The sequence below is a fragment of the Acinetobacter lwoffii genome (assembly GCF_019343495.1).
Taxonomy (GTDB): domain Bacteria; phylum Pseudomonadota; class Gammaproteobacteria; order Pseudomonadales; family Moraxellaceae; genus Acinetobacter; species Acinetobacter lwoffii_P.
In genome coordinates this window covers 2,210,875-2,230,213 of the sequence record NZ_CP072549.1, presented here as the reverse complement: position 1 = coordinate 2,230,213, position 19,339 = coordinate 2,210,875, and the positions used below count along the sequence as shown (strand labels likewise).

General features: G+C 44.3%; 17 protein-coding genes. 9 read left to right on the top strand and 8 right to left on the bottom strand.

Features of this window, described 5'->3' with window-relative positions; all coding sequences use genetic code 11:
• Positions 1 to 220: 220 nt before the first annotated feature.
• Positions 221 to 1,186 (top strand): TerC family protein, encoded by a 966-nt coding sequence (locus tag J7649_RS10500; RefSeq protein WP_004728997.1) that lies wholly within the window; start codon positions 221 to 223, stop codon positions 1,184 to 1,186.
• A 40-nt stretch (positions 1,187 to 1,226) separates the two neighbouring features.
• Here J7649_RS10500 and J7649_RS10495 read toward each other — a convergent pair whose 3' ends face one another.
• The gene (locus J7649_RS10495; RefSeq protein WP_219307869.1) at positions 1,227 to 1,799 is read right to left on the bottom strand and encodes a nucleotidyltransferase family protein; all 573 of its coding nucleotides are present in this window, start codon (positions 1,797 to 1,799) and stop codon (positions 1,227 to 1,229) included.
• A gap of 98 nt (positions 1,800 to 1,897) precedes the next feature.
• On the opposite strand from J7649_RS10495, the gene guaD reads away from it, so the two are divergent.
• The 3 genes from guaD to J7649_RS10480 all read left to right on the top strand — a co-directional run bounded on the left by guaD (position 1,898) and on the right by J7649_RS10480 (position 4,408).
• A complete protein-coding gene (guaD, locus tag J7649_RS10490) occupies positions 1,898 to 3,226 on the top strand; it encodes a guanine deaminase (RefSeq protein WP_219307867.1) in 1,329 nt (442 codons plus the stop codon).
• A gap of 224 nt (positions 3,227 to 3,450) precedes the next feature.
• Positions 3,451 to 3,978 carry a hypoxanthine phosphoribosyltransferase gene (gene hpt / locus J7649_RS10485; RefSeq protein WP_004647133.1) on the top strand — a complete coding sequence of 176 codons (528 nt, stop codon included), beginning with the start codon at positions 3,451 to 3,453 and terminating at the stop codon, positions 3,976 to 3,978.
• A 172-nt stretch (positions 3,979 to 4,150) separates the two neighbouring features.
• A complete protein-coding gene (locus J7649_RS10480) occupies positions 4,151 to 4,408 on the top strand; it encodes a GlsB/YeaQ/YmgE family stress response membrane protein (RefSeq protein WP_004281926.1) in 258 nt (85 codons plus the stop codon).
• 71 nt (positions 4,409 to 4,479) lie between these two features.
• On the opposite strand, the gene J7649_RS10475 is transcribed toward J7649_RS10480, so the two are convergent.
• Positions 4,480 to 5,631 (bottom strand): IS4-like element ISAbe18 family transposase, encoded by a 1,152-nt coding sequence (locus tag J7649_RS10475; protein WP_004645517.1) that lies wholly within the window; start codon positions 5,629 to 5,631, stop codon positions 4,480 to 4,482.
• 148 nt (positions 5,632 to 5,779) lie between these two features.
• Entirely contained in the window at positions 5,780 to 6,481 is a 702-nt protein-coding gene (locus tag J7649_RS10470) for a DsbC family protein (protein WP_004728989.1), read from the bottom strand.
• Between the two features lie 346 nt (positions 6,482 to 6,827).
• Between J7649_RS10470 and J7649_RS10465 the strand changes: the two genes are divergently transcribed.
• On the top strand, positions 6,828 to 8,006 hold the full coding sequence (locus J7649_RS10465) for an MFS transporter (RefSeq protein ID WP_441298329.1): 1,179 nt from the start codon (positions 6,828 to 6,830) through the stop codon (positions 8,004 to 8,006).
• Positions 8,007 to 8,049: 43 nt separating this feature from the next.
• On the opposite strand, the gene mnmE is transcribed toward J7649_RS10465, so the two are convergent.
• The 5 genes from mnmE to rpmH form a co-directional block, all read right to left on the bottom strand.
• Positions 8,050 to 9,408: a tRNA uridine-5-carboxymethylaminomethyl(34) synthesis GTPase MnmE gene (gene mnmE / locus J7649_RS10460; protein ID WP_004728985.1), complete on the bottom strand. Its 1,359-nt coding sequence runs from the start codon at positions 9,406 to 9,408 to the stop codon at positions 8,050 to 8,052.
• A gap of 92 nt (positions 9,409 to 9,500) precedes the next feature.
• Complete coding sequence (gene yidC / locus J7649_RS10455; protein WP_004728983.1) at positions 9,501 to 11,264, bottom strand: membrane protein insertase YidC; 1,764 nt, start codon at positions 11,262 to 11,264, stop codon at positions 9,501 to 9,503.
• A gap of 5 nt (positions 11,265 to 11,269) precedes the next feature.
• Positions 11,270 to 11,590 carry a membrane protein insertion efficiency factor YidD gene (gene yidD, locus J7649_RS10450; protein ID WP_004281931.1) on the bottom strand — a complete coding sequence of 107 codons (321 nt, stop codon included), beginning with the start codon at positions 11,588 to 11,590 and terminating at the stop codon, positions 11,270 to 11,272.
• 9 nt (positions 11,591 to 11,599) lie between these two features.
• Positions 11,600 to 11,992, bottom strand: coding sequence for a ribonuclease P protein component (gene rnpA, locus J7649_RS10445; protein ID WP_004728981.1), 393 nt, complete (start codon positions 11,990 to 11,992; stop codon positions 11,600 to 11,602).
• Positions 11,993 to 12,021: 29 nt separating this feature from the next.
• Entirely contained in the window at positions 12,022 to 12,156 is a 135-nt protein-coding gene (gene rpmH / locus J7649_RS10440; protein WP_000831329.1) for a 50S ribosomal protein L34, read from the bottom strand.
• Positions 12,157 to 12,816: 660 nt separating this feature from the next.
• Between rpmH and dnaA the strand changes: the two genes are divergently transcribed.
• The 4 genes from dnaA to gyrB all read left to right on the top strand — a co-directional run bounded on the left by dnaA (position 12,817) and on the right by gyrB (position 19,087).
• Positions 12,817 to 14,193, top strand: a complete 1,377-nt coding sequence (dnaA, locus tag J7649_RS10435) for a chromosomal replication initiator protein DnaA (RefSeq protein ID WP_004281934.1) — start codon at positions 12,817 to 12,819, stop codon at positions 14,191 to 14,193.
• Positions 14,194 to 14,302: 109 nt separating this feature from the next.
• Positions 14,303 to 15,451: a DNA polymerase III subunit beta gene (gene dnaN, locus J7649_RS10430; protein ID WP_004647129.1), complete on the top strand. Its 1,149-nt coding sequence runs from the start codon at positions 14,303 to 14,305 to the stop codon at positions 15,449 to 15,451.
• A 28-nt stretch (positions 15,452 to 15,479) separates the two neighbouring features.
• Positions 15,480 to 16,559 carry a DNA replication/repair protein RecF gene (recF, locus tag J7649_RS10425; RefSeq protein WP_004728979.1) on the top strand — a complete coding sequence of 360 codons (1,080 nt, stop codon included), beginning with the start codon at positions 15,480 to 15,482 and terminating at the stop codon, positions 16,557 to 16,559.
• Positions 16,560 to 16,615: 56 nt separating this feature from the next.
• Entirely contained in the window at positions 16,616 to 19,087 is a 2,472-nt protein-coding gene (gyrB, locus tag J7649_RS10420; protein ID WP_114541697.1) for a DNA topoisomerase (ATP-hydrolyzing) subunit B, read from the top strand.
• Positions 19,088 to 19,339: the final 252 nt, after the last annotated feature.

Below are 19,339 nucleotides of genomic sequence, written 5' to 3'. Positions count from 1 at the left end.
CCAAGCGTTTAAGAATGAAATTTCAATTTTTAAACGTGTCAGAATATCGTCATTACACTTTGCAAAAAGTCGGTATCTGAGCATCTTGAAGTCACACTTTATATAAAAAAGTGGAACAGTAAGATGTAGGCAAGACCTTGATCATGTTGTTATAGATGTTTTTCATCTGGCAACTGGTCAAGGTTTTTTTATGGCTAGTTGTCCGATGTGGAGAATTCACATGGAAACCATTGGTACACTCTGGCTGTATCTCGTCTTTTTCGCGATTGTCGCAGTCATGCTGATAATCGATTTTGTCGGCTTTAAGCATCAGCATGGTCAGGAAGTTAAAGTCCGTACTGCTGCCTACTGGAGTATTGCCTGGGTCAGTGTCGCGACTTTATTTGGTGGCGGCTTATGGCTGTATCTGGAGCAGACCGCAGGCACGGCAATTGCCAATGCCAAGGTCATGGAATACTTTGCCGGTTATCTGCTGGAAAAATCCCTGGCGATTGATAACGTCTTTGTCTGGCTGATGATCTTCGCGGCCTTCGCCATTCCACCCGCACTGCAACGCAAGCTGCTGTTATATGGCGTACTGGGTGCGATTGTGCTCAGAACTATCTTTATTTTTATTGGTGCGTGGTTCGTGCAGGAATTCTCCTGGATTCTATATATCTTCGGTGCGTTCCTGGTGTATACCGGCTTCAAATTCCTGCGTGGTCAGCATGAAGAAGACAGCAATATTGAAGATATGGCGATTCTAAAATGGCTGCGTAAACATATGCGTATTACCCCGCAACTTCAGGGCGACAAATTCTTTGTCCGTCAAAATGGTTTGCTCTGGGCAACGCCGTTGTTCCTGGTCCTGATCCTGGTTGAAGCCTCTGATGTCATCTTTGCCGTCGATTCTATTCCGGCTATTTTTGCCGTCACCACCGATCCCTTCATTGTCCTCACTGCAAACCTGATGGCGATTTTAGGCCTGCGCGCAATGTTCTTCCTGCTCTCGGGCGCAGCCTCAAAAATGCATTATCTGCCTTATGGCCTCGGGATCATTCTGGTCTTTATCGGCTTTAAGATGCTGATGCTAGATGTGTTCCATATGCCGATCTGGATTTCTTTGAGCTTTATTGTGATTGTCCTGACTGTGACCGCGATCTTGTCGATTCGTCATAGCAAGAAATATAACGAAACCACCCTGTAAAAAGTAATCATCAAAAAAGCCTGCATCAGCAGGCTTTTTTTTATTGTTCTATCAGGGATAATTTGGGCCATTTTTGCAAAAACTGTTTGCTCAGCATGCGTTGTTCGAACACGGCATAACTGACTAAATTCGGATTCCAACGCAGCTTTAACTCAAATAAATCTGCTAAACCGAAAGGAGCGATCAATTCCAATTCATCATCTTTCAGGCGCAGTGCCAAGGCCGTGACAGTTTCTGGCCATAATGACAGCGCATGACTAATTGAAGTTAAAGGCTCAATACTTTCATTTTGATCGGTACGATACCACTCATGTACAAAGGCTTGATTGGTCACATCCCAACAGATATCTGGAAAATAGTCTTTTAACTGATCTGCAAGTTGCTGTTCTATAGCGCGAGCCTGCTTATTTTCGTCATAGAAAATTACATCGACCTCAGTATGATTCATTTCATATTCCCAGTCATGTAAATGCGCCCAGATCACATGACGTAACACACCCGCTGCGACATAAGCTTCAGAGTGCAATTGTGCTAACTGATGCAAGATGCGCATTAAGGTCGGCTGCGCACGCACGATCTGTTGAAATTGATCATGATCATTGGATGAGGTCATAGAAGAATCGGGATCACTATTTAAATATGAATGTTCATACAAACATGGCAATTTTTTCAGCTACAATCAATCGAAAAAATTAAAAGCGTAGGTTTAAAATGTCTTCTGTAATTGCAACGACAGCGATCCGTGGTCGCTTCCTCGACATTCAGAATACAGTTGCCCAAGCACGTGATATACACGACCAAGTGCGATATGTAGAAGATGGTATAGTCATCATTCACGAAGGTAAAATCCAGTGGTTTGGTCCTTGGCAAGAAGGGCAGTCACGACTTCCTACCAACGCTGAATTACAGCACTATCCAGATCAACTGATTGTTCCCGGTTTTATCGACACCCATATTCATTTCCCGCAAACGGAAATGGTCGGGGCTTATGGTGAACAGCTGCTGGAATGGTTAAATACCTATACATTCCCCACTGAAATCCAGTTCCAAGATGCATCCTATAGCGAAAAAATTGCCGAATTTTTCGTGCAGGAATTGCTTAAAAATGGCACCACCACTGCACTGGTCTTTTGTACCGTTCATCCTGAATCCGTAGATGCTTTATTTAATGCCGCAACCACACGCAATATGCGTCTGATTGCGGGTAAAGTCCTGATGGACCGTCATGCACCGGAAGCGCTGACGGATACAGCAGAAACGGCTTATATTGACTCTAAAACGCTGATTAAAAAATGGCACGGACAGGGGCGGAACCTGTATGCGATTACTCCACGCTTTGCACCAACCTCAACACCTAAACAACTACAAAAAGCCGGACAGCTCAAAGCCGAATATCCGGATGTCTATGTACATACCCATTTAAGTGAAAATAAAAATGAAATTGCTTGGGTAAAAGAACTCTTTCCTGAACGTGAAGGTTATCTGGATGTTTATCATCATTATGGTTTAACCGGCAGCAAATCCGTTTTCGCGCATTGCGTGCATCTGGAAGATGAAGAGTGGGATTGTATGCATCAGACCGACTCAGCCATTGCCTTTTGTCCGACCTCAAATCTATTCCTGGGCAGTGGCTTATTTCCCCTGAAAAAGACTTGGGACAAAGGGGTCAAAGTCGGCTTAGGCACAGACATTGGAGCAGGAACATCATTTAATCAGCTGCAAACCCTGAATGAAGCCTATAAGGTGCAACAGTTGCAGGGTGAAAAACTTTCTGCCTTTGAAGCCTTATATCATGCCACTTTAGGCGGTGCCAAAGCCTTGAGTCTAGATGATCGCCTGGGGAACTTTAATATTGGCAAAGAAGCCGACTTTGTGGTTCTGGATCTCAATGCCACTGCCTTACAGCAGTTACGCCAGAGCAAAGCTAAAAATATTGAAGATGCATTTTTTGCACTGACCATGCTTGGTGATGACCGTAATATTGCAGCCACCTATGTCTATGGAGCAGCCGTTTATGTCAAAGCAGCATCCAGTGAATAAAACAAAAAAATCCCGCCGTCGCCAATACTTGATCCTGTCTGCAATGGCACTGGGCTGTGTTTTTTTATTGAAACGCGATTCAGCAGCGGCTAAAAAATGATTACATTTACAGCCAGCAAAACAGGTGCATCTCTGCTAGGGATGTATTAAAATTGCGACGTATTCAGGTGTTGCAGGTCAACACCTTTTTTATTTTGCTATTTTTACTTTTTAGGTATCTACCCATGACCGTTCAAATGAGCGTAATGATTTCCGCTGAAGAAATTCAAGCTAAAGTCAAAGAGCTTGGTGCTCAAATCAATGCACACTATGCCAATAGTGACAAAGAACTTGTGCTCATCGGTTTATTACGTGGTTCAGTGATTTTTATGGCTGATTTATGTCGTGTGATTTCAAAACCGCATGAATTGGATTTCATGACTGTGTCCAGTTATGGCGGTGGCACGGTATCGTCACGTGATGTAAAAATCCTGAAAGATTTAGACGGTGAAATCCGTGGTAAAGATGTGCTGGTGGTTGAAGATATTATTGACTCAGGCAACACCTTAAGCAAGGTACTCGAAATCCTGCAAACCCGTGAACCTAACTCGATTCAACTGTGTACTTTGGTAAGTAAACCATCGCGTCGTGAAATCGATTTGAAGGTCGAATTTATGGGCTTTGAGGTTGAAGATAAATTTATCGTGGGTTATGGCTTGGACTATGACCAGAAGTACCGTCACCTGCCATTTATTGGTGAAATCGGTCTTTAAAATCAGGTTGAAAAAAGTGGCATAAGCCACTTTTTTTATACCTAAAATACAGAAAAAACCGGGAACAAAAAATAACATCTCGTTTCAGGATTCAACTTTTTATGATCCTGACTTTGTTTCAAGATGATTAAACAGATGTGAAAACAAAGACATGATAAGAAGGAGTATGCATATGTGGACAATTATTGTGGCGATCGTCATTGGTTTTGTAGCAGGTCTAATTGCACGTGCCATTCATCCGGGTAATGACAAGGCAGGCTTTATCATGACCACCTTGCTGGGTATTGCCGGCTCCTTGTTGGCGACTTTTGGTGGTCGTATGCTCGGTCTGTACTCGGCAGATTCCGCAGCAGGTCTGATTGCTTCCGTGATTGGTGCTGTGATTATTCTGTTTATTTATAATATGGTGACCAAACGCCGCACGGTCTAAATCAAGCTGATGCTGACTGGATCACCTTAATAAAAAAAGCACCCCATGAGGCATTGCTGTCCCACAATTTTTCACAAGAGGAAGCTCATTTGAGCTTCCTCTTGTTTTATGGGTATTTTATCGGGTGAAAATAAAGCTTTTAAAGTTCTTCTTTCAAACAAATTCACTTGAATTATTCTGAGTAAACGTTGAACTGTCCAACCTGTTTTCCCTAAATGTTGAGCGAAACTCACCAATAAATAGGCGATCATCGCAATCCAGATTTGTGTCTGAATTGCGTTCCTGCTGCGGCCTAGAAACGCTTTTAATTTGAGATTCTGCTTAATCGCCTTAAAGAACAGCTCAACTTTCCAACGATCTTTATAAATCGCCGCAATGGTGGAGGCGGCTAAATGAAAGTTATTGCTGAGAAAGCTAAAGTGCTTGCCACTTTGCTGATCTCTATATTCAATTCTTCTTAACACTGGGGCTTTTCTTTTTAGGGCATGTGCGCTATTCAGCTGAATGGTTTCATCTTTTAGAATACCTTTGGATTCAAGCACTGGATGTTGCTGGATCACCTGATACACAGATTTAGGCCTAAAACGTGTGACAAATCCAATGTTTTGAGCAGTCAGATTTGCATACCATTGGTAATCGACATAGCCTTTATCAAAAACTACAATGCTGCCAGCAGGAAACTGGAATTTGCGGCCTTGTACCATGTCATTTTCTTTGCCATTTTCAACTGCAACAAACTCAGGAATATCATTGCTGTGATTCAATCCTATGCTGAGTTTCATGCTGGCTTTTGAGTCGTGAACTTTGGCCCATTCACATAAGGAAAGCGACAGGTCAATATGACTGGCATCCAAGGAATACAAGGGATTCTTAAAGCGAAATTTATGAGCTACTTTTGAGTGTTCATAGTATTTAAGCAACTTGTGAAATAGCTGTTGATACAAGGCAGCAGGCTGCTGCTCATTGATTCGTGCCAGCGTGCTTCGGGGAATAGACTTTGCTCCGAGATGACTTAGCTTTTCCTGTTGGCACTCCAAATTGGATTGAATATCTCTCAGACTTTGTCTACAAGAGAATTGAGACATCAATATGGCAATAAACTGATCCCACCGGGAAGCCGCTCTAAATTTCTGTCCAACATGGTGTACTTTAGCAAGTTGTTCAAAATCCTGTCGCACAACAGGTTTAATTAGCTCATGAAATACGGTATTCTGATGTGACAAAACCTGAATCCTGGTCGTTAAAGTGTTTGTTTGCACTCATATTTTAACTGTTAGGACTCAGGTTTTTTTATTTAAAGCAAACTATGGGACAGCAGTGCCCCATGAGGTGCTTTTTTTATATTGAGCGACTGATATCTTTATTTAATTTTTATAAATTGAATTCTTTAAAAATCTGCTCAATCTGCTCTGCCGGATAGGCGCCCATCACCTTAAAACCATTGGAAAAAATAATCGCAGGTGTACCATTCACCCCCATAGACTGAGCCAGTTTTTTATTCCGTTCAATCGGATTGGCACAAGTTTTTTTCGATTTAGGTTGAATTCCTTGAGCAATCAGATTTTCCCATGCCTGAGCTGGATTAGACTCGCAATACACCTGTTTTGAAGGAGCCACCGACTGGGGTTTTAAAGGAAGAATAAAGGTATAAATGGTCAAGTCATTCAGTTTTTCCAGCTCTAGCTCAAGCTTTTTACAATACGGGCAATTTGGGTCAGAAAAGATGGCAATCTGACGTTTACCCGTACCTCTTACACTTTTTACAGCATCCTGAAGCGGTAATTTTTTCCAGTCGATACTATTTTGTTTCAGCATTAAATCACGGGTCAGATTATGTTGATCCTGAATCCGCAGCATCGGACCAGCAATCAGATGCTTGGCATCTTCATTCAGATAAACCACTTGGCCCTGCATGGAACCGCTATAGATACCTTTCATCTCGGTAGTCTGAATATTTTCAATTTTTAAATTGGGACTGTTTTTTGCCAAATTAGCTTGTACCGTATCAATATTGGCAAATGCAAAGCTTGAAATGAATGTACTTAAACTAATGATCAGTGTTTTTTTTAACATGAATGTTCTACATGAATTGGATAAGAATATGCTTCGATTCTAATCGCTCTGCTTTTAAATTTCTCAAACATTTATGTTACTGTTTAGACTCAGTTAAACAAGTTCATAATGTTTCACGTGGAACACCATGTATAGCGTTAGATTGAACTCCAATCTATCTAGAAAACACATCAATATTCATAATAAGTAATTGTTTTATATAGTTAAAATATATTAAATGATAAACATTTTACTCATTCAGCCTTGACCGATTTTCTGTATCCATTCTAAACTGCAGACACTTTCTATTTTCCTCGCTACGCCCTGACATGGATTGGCCAAGGATTAACACTATAACGGCATTTTCATGACAATAACGACCAGCTGGCGACCGTTCTTGATGGTCAGCCTGGCTTTAATGATGGGAACGATTGGCACCGCTTTGGCCAGTCCGCTTTATCCGATTTATCAACAGCTCTGGCATTTGCTGCCCAGCCAGATCACCTACATTTTTGTCGCCTATATGTTTGGCTGCCTCTCGACCTTGTTATTTTTGGGCAGAACCAGTAACAGCATTGGATTTTTACGGACCCTGCAAATTGGTCTGGCCCTGATCACGCTGGGTCTCATCATTTCTGTTTTTGCCCAGAATGCACTAATCCTCTCGATTGGCCGTTTTATTATTGGGATTGCATCGGGCCTGATGACCACTTCTGCCATGATGGGTTTGATGCATACTATCCCAGAAAGCCATAAACACACTGCACCACAATTGATTTCAATCATCACCGCAATGGGTTTTGGTTTGGGACCCTTGGTCGGTGGTGTGATTGCGCAGTTTTCCGCTGCCCCTTTGGTGATGCCATATTTACCGATTATTCTGGGTGCCGTGCTGTGTTTGATTGGCCTGTTCTGGATCAAGGCACCCAAGTTTGAGGTACAGCCCTTTAGCATGGCGCCTAAACTGCAACGACCTGAAGCCCAGTTTCATCGGGTGTTTATGATTATTGCAGTGACAGCTTTTAGTGCCTTTGCCGCCTTTAGCCTGTTTGCTTCCCTGTCACCATCCTTTGTCCGCAATATTTTACCTTGGCATGGTCCTTTGGTCAGTGGGCTGGCCATTACCAGTATTTTAGTCGTCTCAGTGATCGTGCAGTTTATGGCCAAAGCGGTCGCAGCGTCAAAATGTCTGAATATCGGCCTGATGATGATGTGCTTGAGCCTGATGGTTTTGGCGCTATGCATGTATTCGAAAATCAGCCTGCTATTTTTTATCAGTGATATTTGCTTTGGGATCGGCCATGGTTTTGCCCTGATGGGTGCTTTTGCACTGATTCATCAAATGACCAGCTTAGACAACCGTGCAGCAGTGATGTCGACCTATCTGTTTATTGCTTATCTGGGCACTATTGTTCCCATCATTGCTGTGGGTTATCTGGCCGATCACTGGGGGCTGGATTTCGCTGTGATCAGCTTTTGTATCGCGATCAGTCTATTGTGTTTTGCACTGTGGTGGGCGTATCAAAAATCCCGTCTACCAGCCTAAAAAAAGCCCTCACTTGAGGGCTTTTTTGATATTTATTAAATAATTATTTACCAATACAGAACGATCCGAATATCTTGCCCAGCAGGTCATCTGCACTGAAATCACCCGTGATTTCGCCCAAAGCATTTTGCGCCAGACGCAAGGACTCTGCCACCAGTTCACCGGCGTTATACACCACCAGTTGCTCACGCGCCTCAGCCAGATAGATCTGCGTGCGCTTCATTGCATCTAAATGACGGGTACGGGCAATAAAGGTGTCTTCCTCAGGCTGGAAGCCTGCATGCGCTGTAATCGCCTCTATGAGTGCTTGAACACCGGTTTCCTGCTTGGCAGAGACTGCAATATGCCTGAAACCATTTAAATCGCCAATCACAGCTTCAGCACCGGTCAGATCGCATTTATTGCCAATCAGCATTAAACGTTTCGGTTCAATATGTTCAGCAAAATATTCTTGGGCGAGTTGCAGCGGATCTTCGCCCTGGCTTAAGTCATAGACCAAGAGCAATAAATCGGCCTGTTCAATTTCTTTAATCGCGCGGCGGATCCCTTCTTTTTCCACGATATCGCCAGTTTCACGCAAGCCTGCGGTATCGGTGAGGGTAATCGGCAGACCATTTAAGGTGATTTTTTCATGCAAGACATCACGGGTGGTACCGGCAATATCGGTCACAATCGCGCGTTCAATTCCAGCCAATGCATTCAGTAAGGAGGATTTACCGGCATTCGGTTTACCCGCAATCACCACCTGTAAACCTTCACGTAACAACTGACCTTGACGTGCAGATTGCTGGACTTGAGTGACGGCACTGGATACGCCATCCAGCAGATTTAAAATCTTGCCATCCGCCAGAAAATCAATTTCTTCTTCCGGGAAATCAATCGCGGCTTCCACATGCAAACGCAGGTGAATCAGCTGCTCGAGGACTGCATTGACTTTGGTCGAAAATACCCCCTGCAAAGAACGCACGGCAGAACGGGCGGCTGCTTGCGAGGTTGCATCAATCAGGTCGGCAATCGCCTCAGCCTGCACCAGATCCAGCTTGCCATTTTCGAAAGCACGCATGGAGAATTCACCCGCTTTGGCTGCAGTGGCTCCCAGCTCCAGTAAACGGCCAAGCAGGGCATTCTGAATCACCGGACCGCCATGACCTTGTAGCTCCACCACATCTTCACCGGTAAATGAGTTTGGATTCGGGAAGCAGATGACCAGTCCTTCATCCATGACTTCGCCTGTCGCATCGTAGAACTGGCGAAAACCGGCAAAACGGGCCTGGGGGAGTTCTTTTTGTGTCAGGGCTTGAGCAATTTCATAGGATTTTGGGCCAGACAGGCGAATCACCCCAACGCCGCCACGTCCTGGTGGAGTTGCAATCGCAGCAATAGTTGTGGTTCGGTTGAGCATAAAATTCACCTGCAAGGACTCAAAAGTACAGCCAAAAAAAATCCGCCTAAGATTACCATCTTAAGCGGATTTATTCAGCCTATCCGTACAACTTAGTTGGCTGGAGTGGCCTCATCACGTTTGGCACGATCTTTGGCAACAGACTTGTTAATCAAAGTTTGTTGCAGAATCGTGATCAAGTTGTTGACGATCCAGTATAAAACCAAGCCTGCAGGGAAGAACAACAAGAATACCGTAAAGATAATCGGCATAAACTTGAAGACTTTCGCCTGCATTGGATCGGTCGGCTGCGGATTTAACGACTGCTGGATATACATGGTCAAGCCCATCAACAACGGCAGAATGAACCAAGGATCCATTGAAGACAAATCCTGAATCCACAGCATCCATGGCGCATGACGCAGTTCCACAGATTCCATCAATACCCAGTACAAGGCCAGGAAAATCGGCATTTGTAATAACAGCGGTAAACAGCCGGCAAGCGGATTGACCTGTTCACGTTTATACAATGCCATCATTTCTTGAGAGAAGCGCATGCGGTCTTCACCAAACTCTTCTTTCATGCGTTGCATTTCTGGCGCAATCACCCGCATTTTCGCCATCGAGCGATAGCTCTTCGACGACAATGGCCACAGGATCACTTTCACCAGGATGGTCAACAGAATAATTGCCCAACCCCAGTTACCCACCAGACCATGGAAGAATTCAAGACCCACGAACAGCAATTTCGCGATTGGCCATAACCAGCCATAATCAACGGTCTGGTTTAAACCTGCAGCCAAATCTTTCAGTTCTGACTGGATTTTTGGACCTGAATAGAAAGTCGCATCAATTTCAGCCACGGTACCTGCTGGTACATTAAACGTTGGTGAAGTAAAACCGATGATGTTCATGTTATCGGTTGATTTACGTGATTCAAGCTTGGCGCTATAAGCTTCGCCATTGCCTTGAGTCAACTTCAGCTGACCTGGAACCCATGCACTGACAAAGTAGTGCTGTACCATTGCCACCCAACCACCTGTCGCTTCAGTACTGACTTTTTCTTCAACAAAGTTGTCGAATTTAAGCTTGTTGTACTGCTCGTCCGGGGTACCCCATGCACCGCCGAGGAATGTTCCCAGCGTGAAGATCCCTTGATCGGACTTGCCTGGATCTTCCGAGTTATCGCGTTTGATCTGACCGAACATCTGACCTTGCCAGGTCTGGCCACTGCGGTTGACCACTTTGTGATTTACCACGACCGGATATTCACCTTCAGTGAAATTGAAGGTCTTGATAATCTCGATCCCGTCAGCGGTTTTAAACACCAGCGGTACAGACAATACTTTCAGGTTTTCACCGTCTTTGGATTTGACTGTTTTCGCATCTGCCAGGGTATAAGCAGTTTTTTCCAGCTCATACATTGGACGGCCGTTACGGCTGCTGTCCGGTCCATTCAGACCGATCAGGCCAGACTGGGCGACATAAGTACGTTTCGCATCGCTTTCCAGCATGACGAACGGTTCATCGCTGTCTTTGTTCTTGTCATGATTGAGTAATTCAATACGAACAATATCACCACCCTTAGGATTAATCCAAAGATGATAAAGGTCAGTTTGTACTGAAATAAGCTGCTGACTTACAGGTGCTGTGGCATCCGTGGCTTGCTGTGCTGGCACATTTGCTTGTGGCAGATCAGAGGCAACTGTAGCCGTCTGACCATTTGGCAAATCTGCAGATACGTCATGCGAAACAACAGCAGTTTCCTGCTGCGGTTTTGTTTCAGCATTTCCATAATCTTTTTGCCACGCCAAAATGAGCAAATATGCGACAACAAACATGGCTCCGAGAATTGCAATCCTGGCCCATTGTTGCATATGTATTACCCCAAGTGGTGAGAGTGATTTTGGTTCAATAAACGATCACGAAAGGGTACAGCAACGTGAAGCGTTTGAGAATCTATTTGCTGAAATGAAATAAAACGAATCGCTTTTGAGGGAACAGGATCATATCCCGAGCCCCCCCACGGATGACAACGGCAAATACGTTTAGTAGCCAGCCACACTCCACGCCCAGCGCCATGCATCTGGACTGCTTCCAAGGAATATTGAGAACAAGTTGGAATATAACGACAGCGCGGTCCAAGAAGAGGACTAATCGCAATCTGATAGAAACGGATCAACCAATGCAGTAAACGTACCATTGGCCAACTCTACTTTTGTGGGGAGGGGGCTATTTTTGAATGCTTTTTGGCAAGACGGTTCAGTTTCTGCCAGGCAAATTGTAATTGCTGGTGCAATTCTGCATTAGGCACTGCTTCAACACCCATTTTTGGCATGATTACAATGTCTAAGTCATCTAATTGCTGTTGATGCAGGCGAAAACTTTCGCGAGCAAGTCGTTTTACTCGATTTCTTTCGTGTGCACGTCGCACTTTCTTCTTGGCAACAACTAAACCCAAACGGCTATTTGGCAGTTCGGAATGTTTTGCAAGAAATAAGAAATGGGGTTGATGCACTTTAAAAAGCGCACCATCAAAGACACCTTTATAATCGGCAGCACAGCGTAATCGGAACTCTGTGCCAAAACTATAAAGTTTTGTCATAACACCCAAAATCGTCTTAGCGTAACTGATTAAACAGTTAAGCTATGACGACCTTTTGCACGACGGCGAGCTAATACTTGACGACCAGCTTTAGTAGCCATACGAGCACGGAAACCATGAACACGCTTACGCTTTAATTCAGACGGTTGGAATGTACGTTTCATATTGAAACTCCAAAAAATGATCTTTCTGTGAAGGTCCGCGATTTTAGTGCTCATTGCTTGAGCTGTCAATGCAAAAGCGGTTTTCTTTTCAAATAAGATCAAAAAAGATAAAGACCCTGGTTTTTCAAAGAACTGAATAAAAAATAGTTCAATTCAAGTTAATCACAAATTAAGTTATTGTTATATAAATATATATAAGTTATAAACAACTCTATCAACAAAGTTATCCACATGTTATCCAGAGTTTAAATTTAACTTACGGTTTTGAATTTAAATTTGAAGTTTTTTGAGTTATCCACAAAAACTAGTGATCTTATAAATAAATTCAAATTTATAAATTTAAATTTATTACTATTAGGGAGCACTTTTTCTATGGATAAGCCACTTTTTATTTAATTAAACATAAACTTATATTGTGGATAAAACTGTTTCTATTAATTTTATACTTTGTGGATAACTTTATGATATATTTTATCCACAGCTTGCGGATAAACTTATCCACACTGGGTTTTAAATTTAAATTCATACATGTTGATTTCTTTTTGCACAGTTTTTGTGGAAATTGCCATGACAGATGTGGATAACTTGGTTAGAATGGCGACCCGCTTTTGGTCGCGGTCATCTTTTTTGAATGAACAATGGAATGAATAGGGGATTCACATGCTTTGGACGGACTGCTTAAATCGCCTGCGACAAGAGCTCTCTGGAAATGTCTTTACAATGTGGATTCGCCCATTGGTTGCAGAAGAGCTGGAAGACAGCTTGCGTTTGTATGCACCTAATCCTTACTGGACGCGTTACATTCAGGAACATCATCTGGAACTGATTACGATTCTGGCAGAACAGTTGTCTGAAGGACGGGTACGCAAGGTCGAGATTTTGGTCGATTCACGTCCAGGGGCGATTTTATCTGCCAGTGAACAACCGGCGACCACGACTGCGGCATTGACCTCGACACCGATGCCAGTGCCGAAGCCGAAGAAAGAAAAAGAAGACAGCGGCAAAAATAGCCGTAGACGTCAGTTGAATCCATTGTTTACCTTCTCGCTGTTTGTGGAAGGCCGATCGAACCAGATGGCAGCAGAAACCTGTCGCAAGGTACTGACCCAGCTGGGGGCTTCACAGCACAACCCGTTATTTTTATATGGTCCGACCGGTCTGGGTAAAACCCACTTGATGCAGGCGGTCGGCAATGCGCTGTTGCAGGCCAAGCCGAATGCACGCGTCATGTACATGACCGCAGAAAGTTTTGTACAGGACTTTGTCAGCTCGTTGCAGCAGGGTAAAGTCGAAGAGTTTAAGAAAAACTGCCGTTCTCTGGATTTATTACTGGTCGATGATATTCACTTGCTGGCCGGTAAAGAGGCCAGTCTGGTCGAATTTTTCTACACCTTTAACGCACTTTTGGATGAATCCAAGCAAATTATTTTGACTTCGGATCGTTATCCTAAAGAGCTGACAGAGCTGGATCCACGTCTGGTTTCACGTTTTTCTTGGGGCTTGTCGGTCGGGGTTGAACCGCCAGATATTGAAACCCGAATTGAAATTCTGCTGAAAAAAGCAGAAAGCAACCAGGTCGATTTACCACGTAACTGTGCGCTGTTTATTGCCCAGCAGGTGGTGGCTAACGTGCGTGAGCTGGAAGGTGCGCTGAACAAAGTGGTGGCGATTTCACGTTTTAAAGGTACGCCAATTGATCTGGATGTGGTGCGTGAATCTTTAAAAGATGTGCTGGCAATTCGTGCCCGTACCATCAGTACTGAAAATATTCAGCGTGTGGTGAGTGAGTATTTCCGGATTCCACTGAAAGAACTGGTCGGTCCAAAACGTACCCGGATTTATGCCCGCCCACGTCAGCTGGCGATGGGGCTGGCACGTGAATTAACCGGCGACAGTTTTCCGGAAATTGGCATGGCTTTTGGCGGTCGTGATCACAGTACCGTGATGCATGCCTGCGAGAAAGTACAAAGCCTGCGTGAAGAAGATCCGATCTTTAACGAAGACTATAAAAACCTGCAGCGTCTGTTGCAAAGTTGACCTAAATCGCTCAAATTCTATTCTTGCTATGCGGCTGCTTTTGCCGCATAGTAAACCGTCAAAAAAATCACTTTTTCTATATTAATCTTCAGCTTTAGAGGAATGCACTGTGCGTTTAAAAATCGCGAAAGAAAGCTTACTGAATGTTCTCTCACATGTCGTAGGAGCGGTTGAACGTCGCCATACCTTGAATATCCTGTCTAACCTGAAAATTCAGGTGACTACGCAAGCATTGACCGTGACCGGTTCCGACCTGGAAGTCGAACTGGTGGCGAGTACAGCACTGGCTGAAGGTGCATGTCTGCAGGAAGGCGAGACCACAGTTCCTGCACGTAAGCTGATTGATATCTGTAAGTCACTTCCTTCAGCGGCATTGGTGGATTTGCATATTACTGAAGATCAGCGCTGCATCCTTAAATCAGGCAACAGTCGTTTTGTACTGGGTACCTTGCCTGCTGATGATTATCCATTACTGAACACTGAAAACACCCAAGGCACGCAAGTGACGGTGACACAGCGTGAACTTAAACGCCTGTTCGAAAAAACCGCCTTTGCCATGGCAGTTCAGGATGTGCGTTTTTACCTGACCGGTACTTTGCTGGAAATTGATGCCAATCAGCTACGTGCTGTGACCACCGATGGCCACCGCCTAGCACTGTGTGAAACAGCAGCACAATCCACTGCAGCACAGCCGATTCAGGCAATTGTGCCACGTAAGGCCGTTGCAGAATTACAGCGCCTGCTCAGCGTTGAAGATGAGCAATTATCTCTATTGATTGGTCGTGAACTGCTCAATGTGACCATCAATATGCCAAGCCGTGACAAGGAACAGGCGAACATTACCGTGCGTTTCACTACCAAGCTGATTGATGGTAAGTTCCCGGACTACCGCCGTGTGATTCCACGTGGGGGCGACAAAGTCGTGATGATCGCACATGACGTGTTCAAGCAGTCTTTGCAGCGTGTGGCGATTTTAAGTAATGAAAAACTTCGCGGTGTGTTTCTGAACTTCAATGCTGATTCTTTGCAACTTCGTGCCAATAACCCGGAGCAGGATGAAGCGATTGAAGACCTGGCGATTCAATATGCCGATTCACCGCTAGAAATGTCCTTCAATGCGCAGTATCTGATTGAAGTACTCGGTGTGCTGGATGGCGATGATGTGTCAATGACTATGACTGAAGCGAATCAGTCTGTCTTAGTACAAGACCCGGCGCATACTGATCAGACTTATGTCGTCATGCCGATGCGTGTTTAAGCCGCGGCTTCTGATATTCATATAAGACATGCATATTACGCGTTTACATATTGAGCGTGTGCGGAATTTAAAGACGGTTGCTCTCCACGGATTGCAGCCGTTTAATGTTTTTTATGGGCAAAATGGTTCAGGTAAAACCTCGATTTTAGAGGCGATTCATTTACTGGCTGCCGGTCGTTCCTTCCGTACTCATATTCCCAAAAATTATATCCAGCATGGCGCGCAGGATGCGATTGTATTTGCACAGTCTGCGACTGAAAAAATTGGCATGCAAAAAATGGCCAGCGGGGAGCAACTGATCAAGGTCAATGGTGATCTGGTCGCAACCCAGGGACAGCTGGCCAAACTGTTGCCCTTGCAGCTGATTGATCCGCAAAGCACCGATATTATCGATCATGGTGCTAAACCACGACGCCAACTCCTTGACTGGTTAATGTTCCACGTGGAACCAGAGTTTTATCATGCCTGGCAATATTATTCTCGTGCGCTGAAACAGCGAAATAGTTTGCTCAAAAGCAAACGCTTTCTCAGTCTGTCAGATCTGGAACCGTGGAACCAGATGCTCAGTGAATATGGTGAAATTTTACATTCGCAACGTGTCGGGATCGTGGAACAATGGAAGCCCTTTTTTGAAGATGACCTGAAACAGTTATTACCTGATTTGCAAGTCAGTCTGGAATACAGTCCGGGCTTTCACAGTGAAACTGGCCTGCTGAATGATCTGACCAACCAGCATGAAAAAGACTGTGAGCGACGCTATACCGAATATGGTCCACATCGCGCGGATTTGCGTTTAAAGACCCCGATGGGGGATGCCGACGTGATCCTGTCGCGGGGTCAGAAAAAGCTGCTGATGATCGCACTAAAACTGTCGCAAATCGCAATGCTCCATTCTTGTAATAAGGAAACTGTGGTATTATTAGATGATGTGACAGCAGAATTAGATTTAACCGCACAACAACGTTTAATTGAGCGATTGAGCCAACTTGGTAGTCAAGTTTTTATTACCACCTTAGACCATGAATCAGTACAAAAGCACTTACATGATTTGTCTATCTCATATCAGTTATTCAGTGTTGAAAACGGTACAGTTCAAGTTGTGCAATAATATTTTTTGAGTTTTACCCATCTTTGGATAGACCTATTTTTCACTAGGGAGAAACCATGAGTTCAGAAGATCAAGCTGCTTCTCAAACAGAACAAACCATTGAAAAGGCTTATGATTCCTCTAGCATCAAGGTATTACGTGGTTTAGACGCAGTCCGTAAGCGTCCGGGCATGTACATTGGTGATACAGACGATGGTACAGGCCTGCACCACATGGTGTTTGAAGTAGTCGACAACTCGATTGATGAAGCCTTGGCAGGCCACTGTGATGAAATTATAGTGACGATCCATGAAGATGAATCGGTTTCAGTTTCTGATAATGGTCGTGGTATTCCGACCGACATTCACCCTGAAGAAGGTGTGTCTGCAGCAGAGGTGATTTTAACCATTCTGCATGCCGGTGGTAAGTTCGACGACAACAGTTATAAAGTGTCTGGCGGTCTGCATGGTGTCGGTGTTTCCGTAGTCAACGCACTGTCTGAAAAACTCGAATTGACCATTCACCGTGCCGGTAAAATTCATGAACAAGAATACCGTCATGGCGATTCTCAATATCCATTAAAAGTAGTGGGCGATACCGATAGAACCGGTACTCGTGTCCGTTTCTGGCCAAGTGCCGAGACTTTTAGTCAGACCATTTTTAATGTTGATATTTTGGCGCGTCGTTTGCGTGAACTGTCGTTCCTGAACGCAGGTGTGCGTATTGTGCTGCGTGACGAACGCATTAATGCCGAGCATGTCTTTGATTATGAAGGTGGTCTGTCTGAGTTCGTTAAATATATTAACGAAGGCAAAACTCACCTGAATGATATTTTCCATTTCACTGCTGCACAGGCCGATAACGGTATTACGGTAGAAGTCGCATTGCAGTGGAATGATTCTTATCAGGAAAATGTACGTTGCTTTACCAACAACATCCCGCAAAAGGATGGTGGTACGCATTTGGCCGGTTTCCGTGCTGCGTTGACCCGTGGTTTAAATAACTACATGGACAGCGAAAATATCCTGAAAAAGGAAAAAGTTGCGGTATCGGGTGATGATGCACGTGAAGGTCTGACTGCCATTGTGTCAGTCAAGGTGCCTGATCCAAAATTCTCTTCACAGACCAAAGAAAAACTGGTGTCGAGTGAAGTAAAAACGGCTGTCGAACAGGCCATGAATAAGGCATTTTCTGAATATTTATTGGAAAATCCACAAGCAGCCAAAGCGATTGCTGGCAAGATCATTGATGCAGCACGTGCGCGTGATGCAGCGCGTAAAGCCCGTGAAATGACACGTCGTAAGAGTGCGCTAGATATTGCCGGTCTTCCAGGTAAACTGGCCGATTGTCAGGAAAAAGATCCAGCTTTGTCTGAACTGTACCTGGTCGAGGGTGATTCTGCAGGTGGTTCAGCCAAGCAAGGTCGTAACCGTAAAATGCAGGCGATTTTACCACTGAAAGGTAAGATCCTGAATGTGGAACGTGCCCGTTTTGACCGTATGATTTCCTCTGCTGAAGTCGGTACGCTGATTACCGCACTCGGCTGTGGTATTGGTCGTGAGGAATATAATCCGGACAAACTGCGTTATCATAAAATCATCATCATGACCGATGCTGACGTGGATGGTTCGCATATCCGTACCTTACTGTTGACGTTCTTCTTCCGTCAAATGCCGGAACTTGTGGAACGTGGTCATATTTATATCGCACAGCCACCATTATATAAGCTGAAAAAAGGTAAGCAGGAACAGTACATCAAGGACAATGATGCACTGGAGACTTACCTAATTTCGAATGCGATTGATGAGCTGGAACTGCATATCAGTGCAGAAGCGCCTGCGATTCGTGGTGAAGCACTGGCGAATGTGATTGCTGATTATCAGACTTCCCAGAAGAGCTTGGCACGTTTGACCCAACGTTATCCTGCGAGTCTGCTTGATGCCCTACTGTCACTGGAAGGCTTTAAGCTGGATCAGCTGGAAGACAAAAACTATGTGGAAACATGGGGTGAGAATCTACGTGTAGCGATTGAAGCCATTCAGCCTACATTACGTCCAGAATTAACCCTAGAACGTTTTGAAAAAGAACTGGCAGATGGTCAAAAAACTGCAAGCTGGTTGCCACGTATCACGATCTATGTACATAACTTGCCACATAGCTACCTGTTAGACTCAGTACTGTTAGGTTCAAGTGAATATGCACGTTTATTAAAGAACTCGAAGAGTTGGTTTAGCCTGCTTGAAGAGGGTGCATATTTACAAAAAGGCGACCGCAAGATTCAGGTTAGCAATTTCCATCAGGTTTGGCAGCATATCTTGCAGGACTCACGTCGTGGCATGATGATCCAGCGCTATAAAGGTCTGGGTGAGATGAATGCGGAACAGTTGTGGGAAACCACCATGGATCCAGACAACCGTAACATGCTGCAAGTGACAGTTACCGATGCGATTGAAGCGGATCGTATGTTCTCTTGCTTGATGGGCGATGACGTAGAACCACGTCGTGCTTTCATTGAAGAAAATGCCTTGAATGCAGATATTGATGCATAACCCTTCAGGATAAAATCAGATATAAAAAAGCGCCTTTCGAGGCGCTTTTTTTAGACCAATTTTTTACTCATATCATGTGAGCTAGGCAAAATAAAGTAATTTTGGACCGATTTTTAGATATGGAACGGGTTCATTTAGGTTTTAAAAAGCCAAGTTGAGTAAGCCAAATCGACTCTAAGAAAGGGTTTATGTATAGAGATTACCAACTCGGGAGAATACCTGAAATCTGGAGTGAATCTATCGTTATAAAAA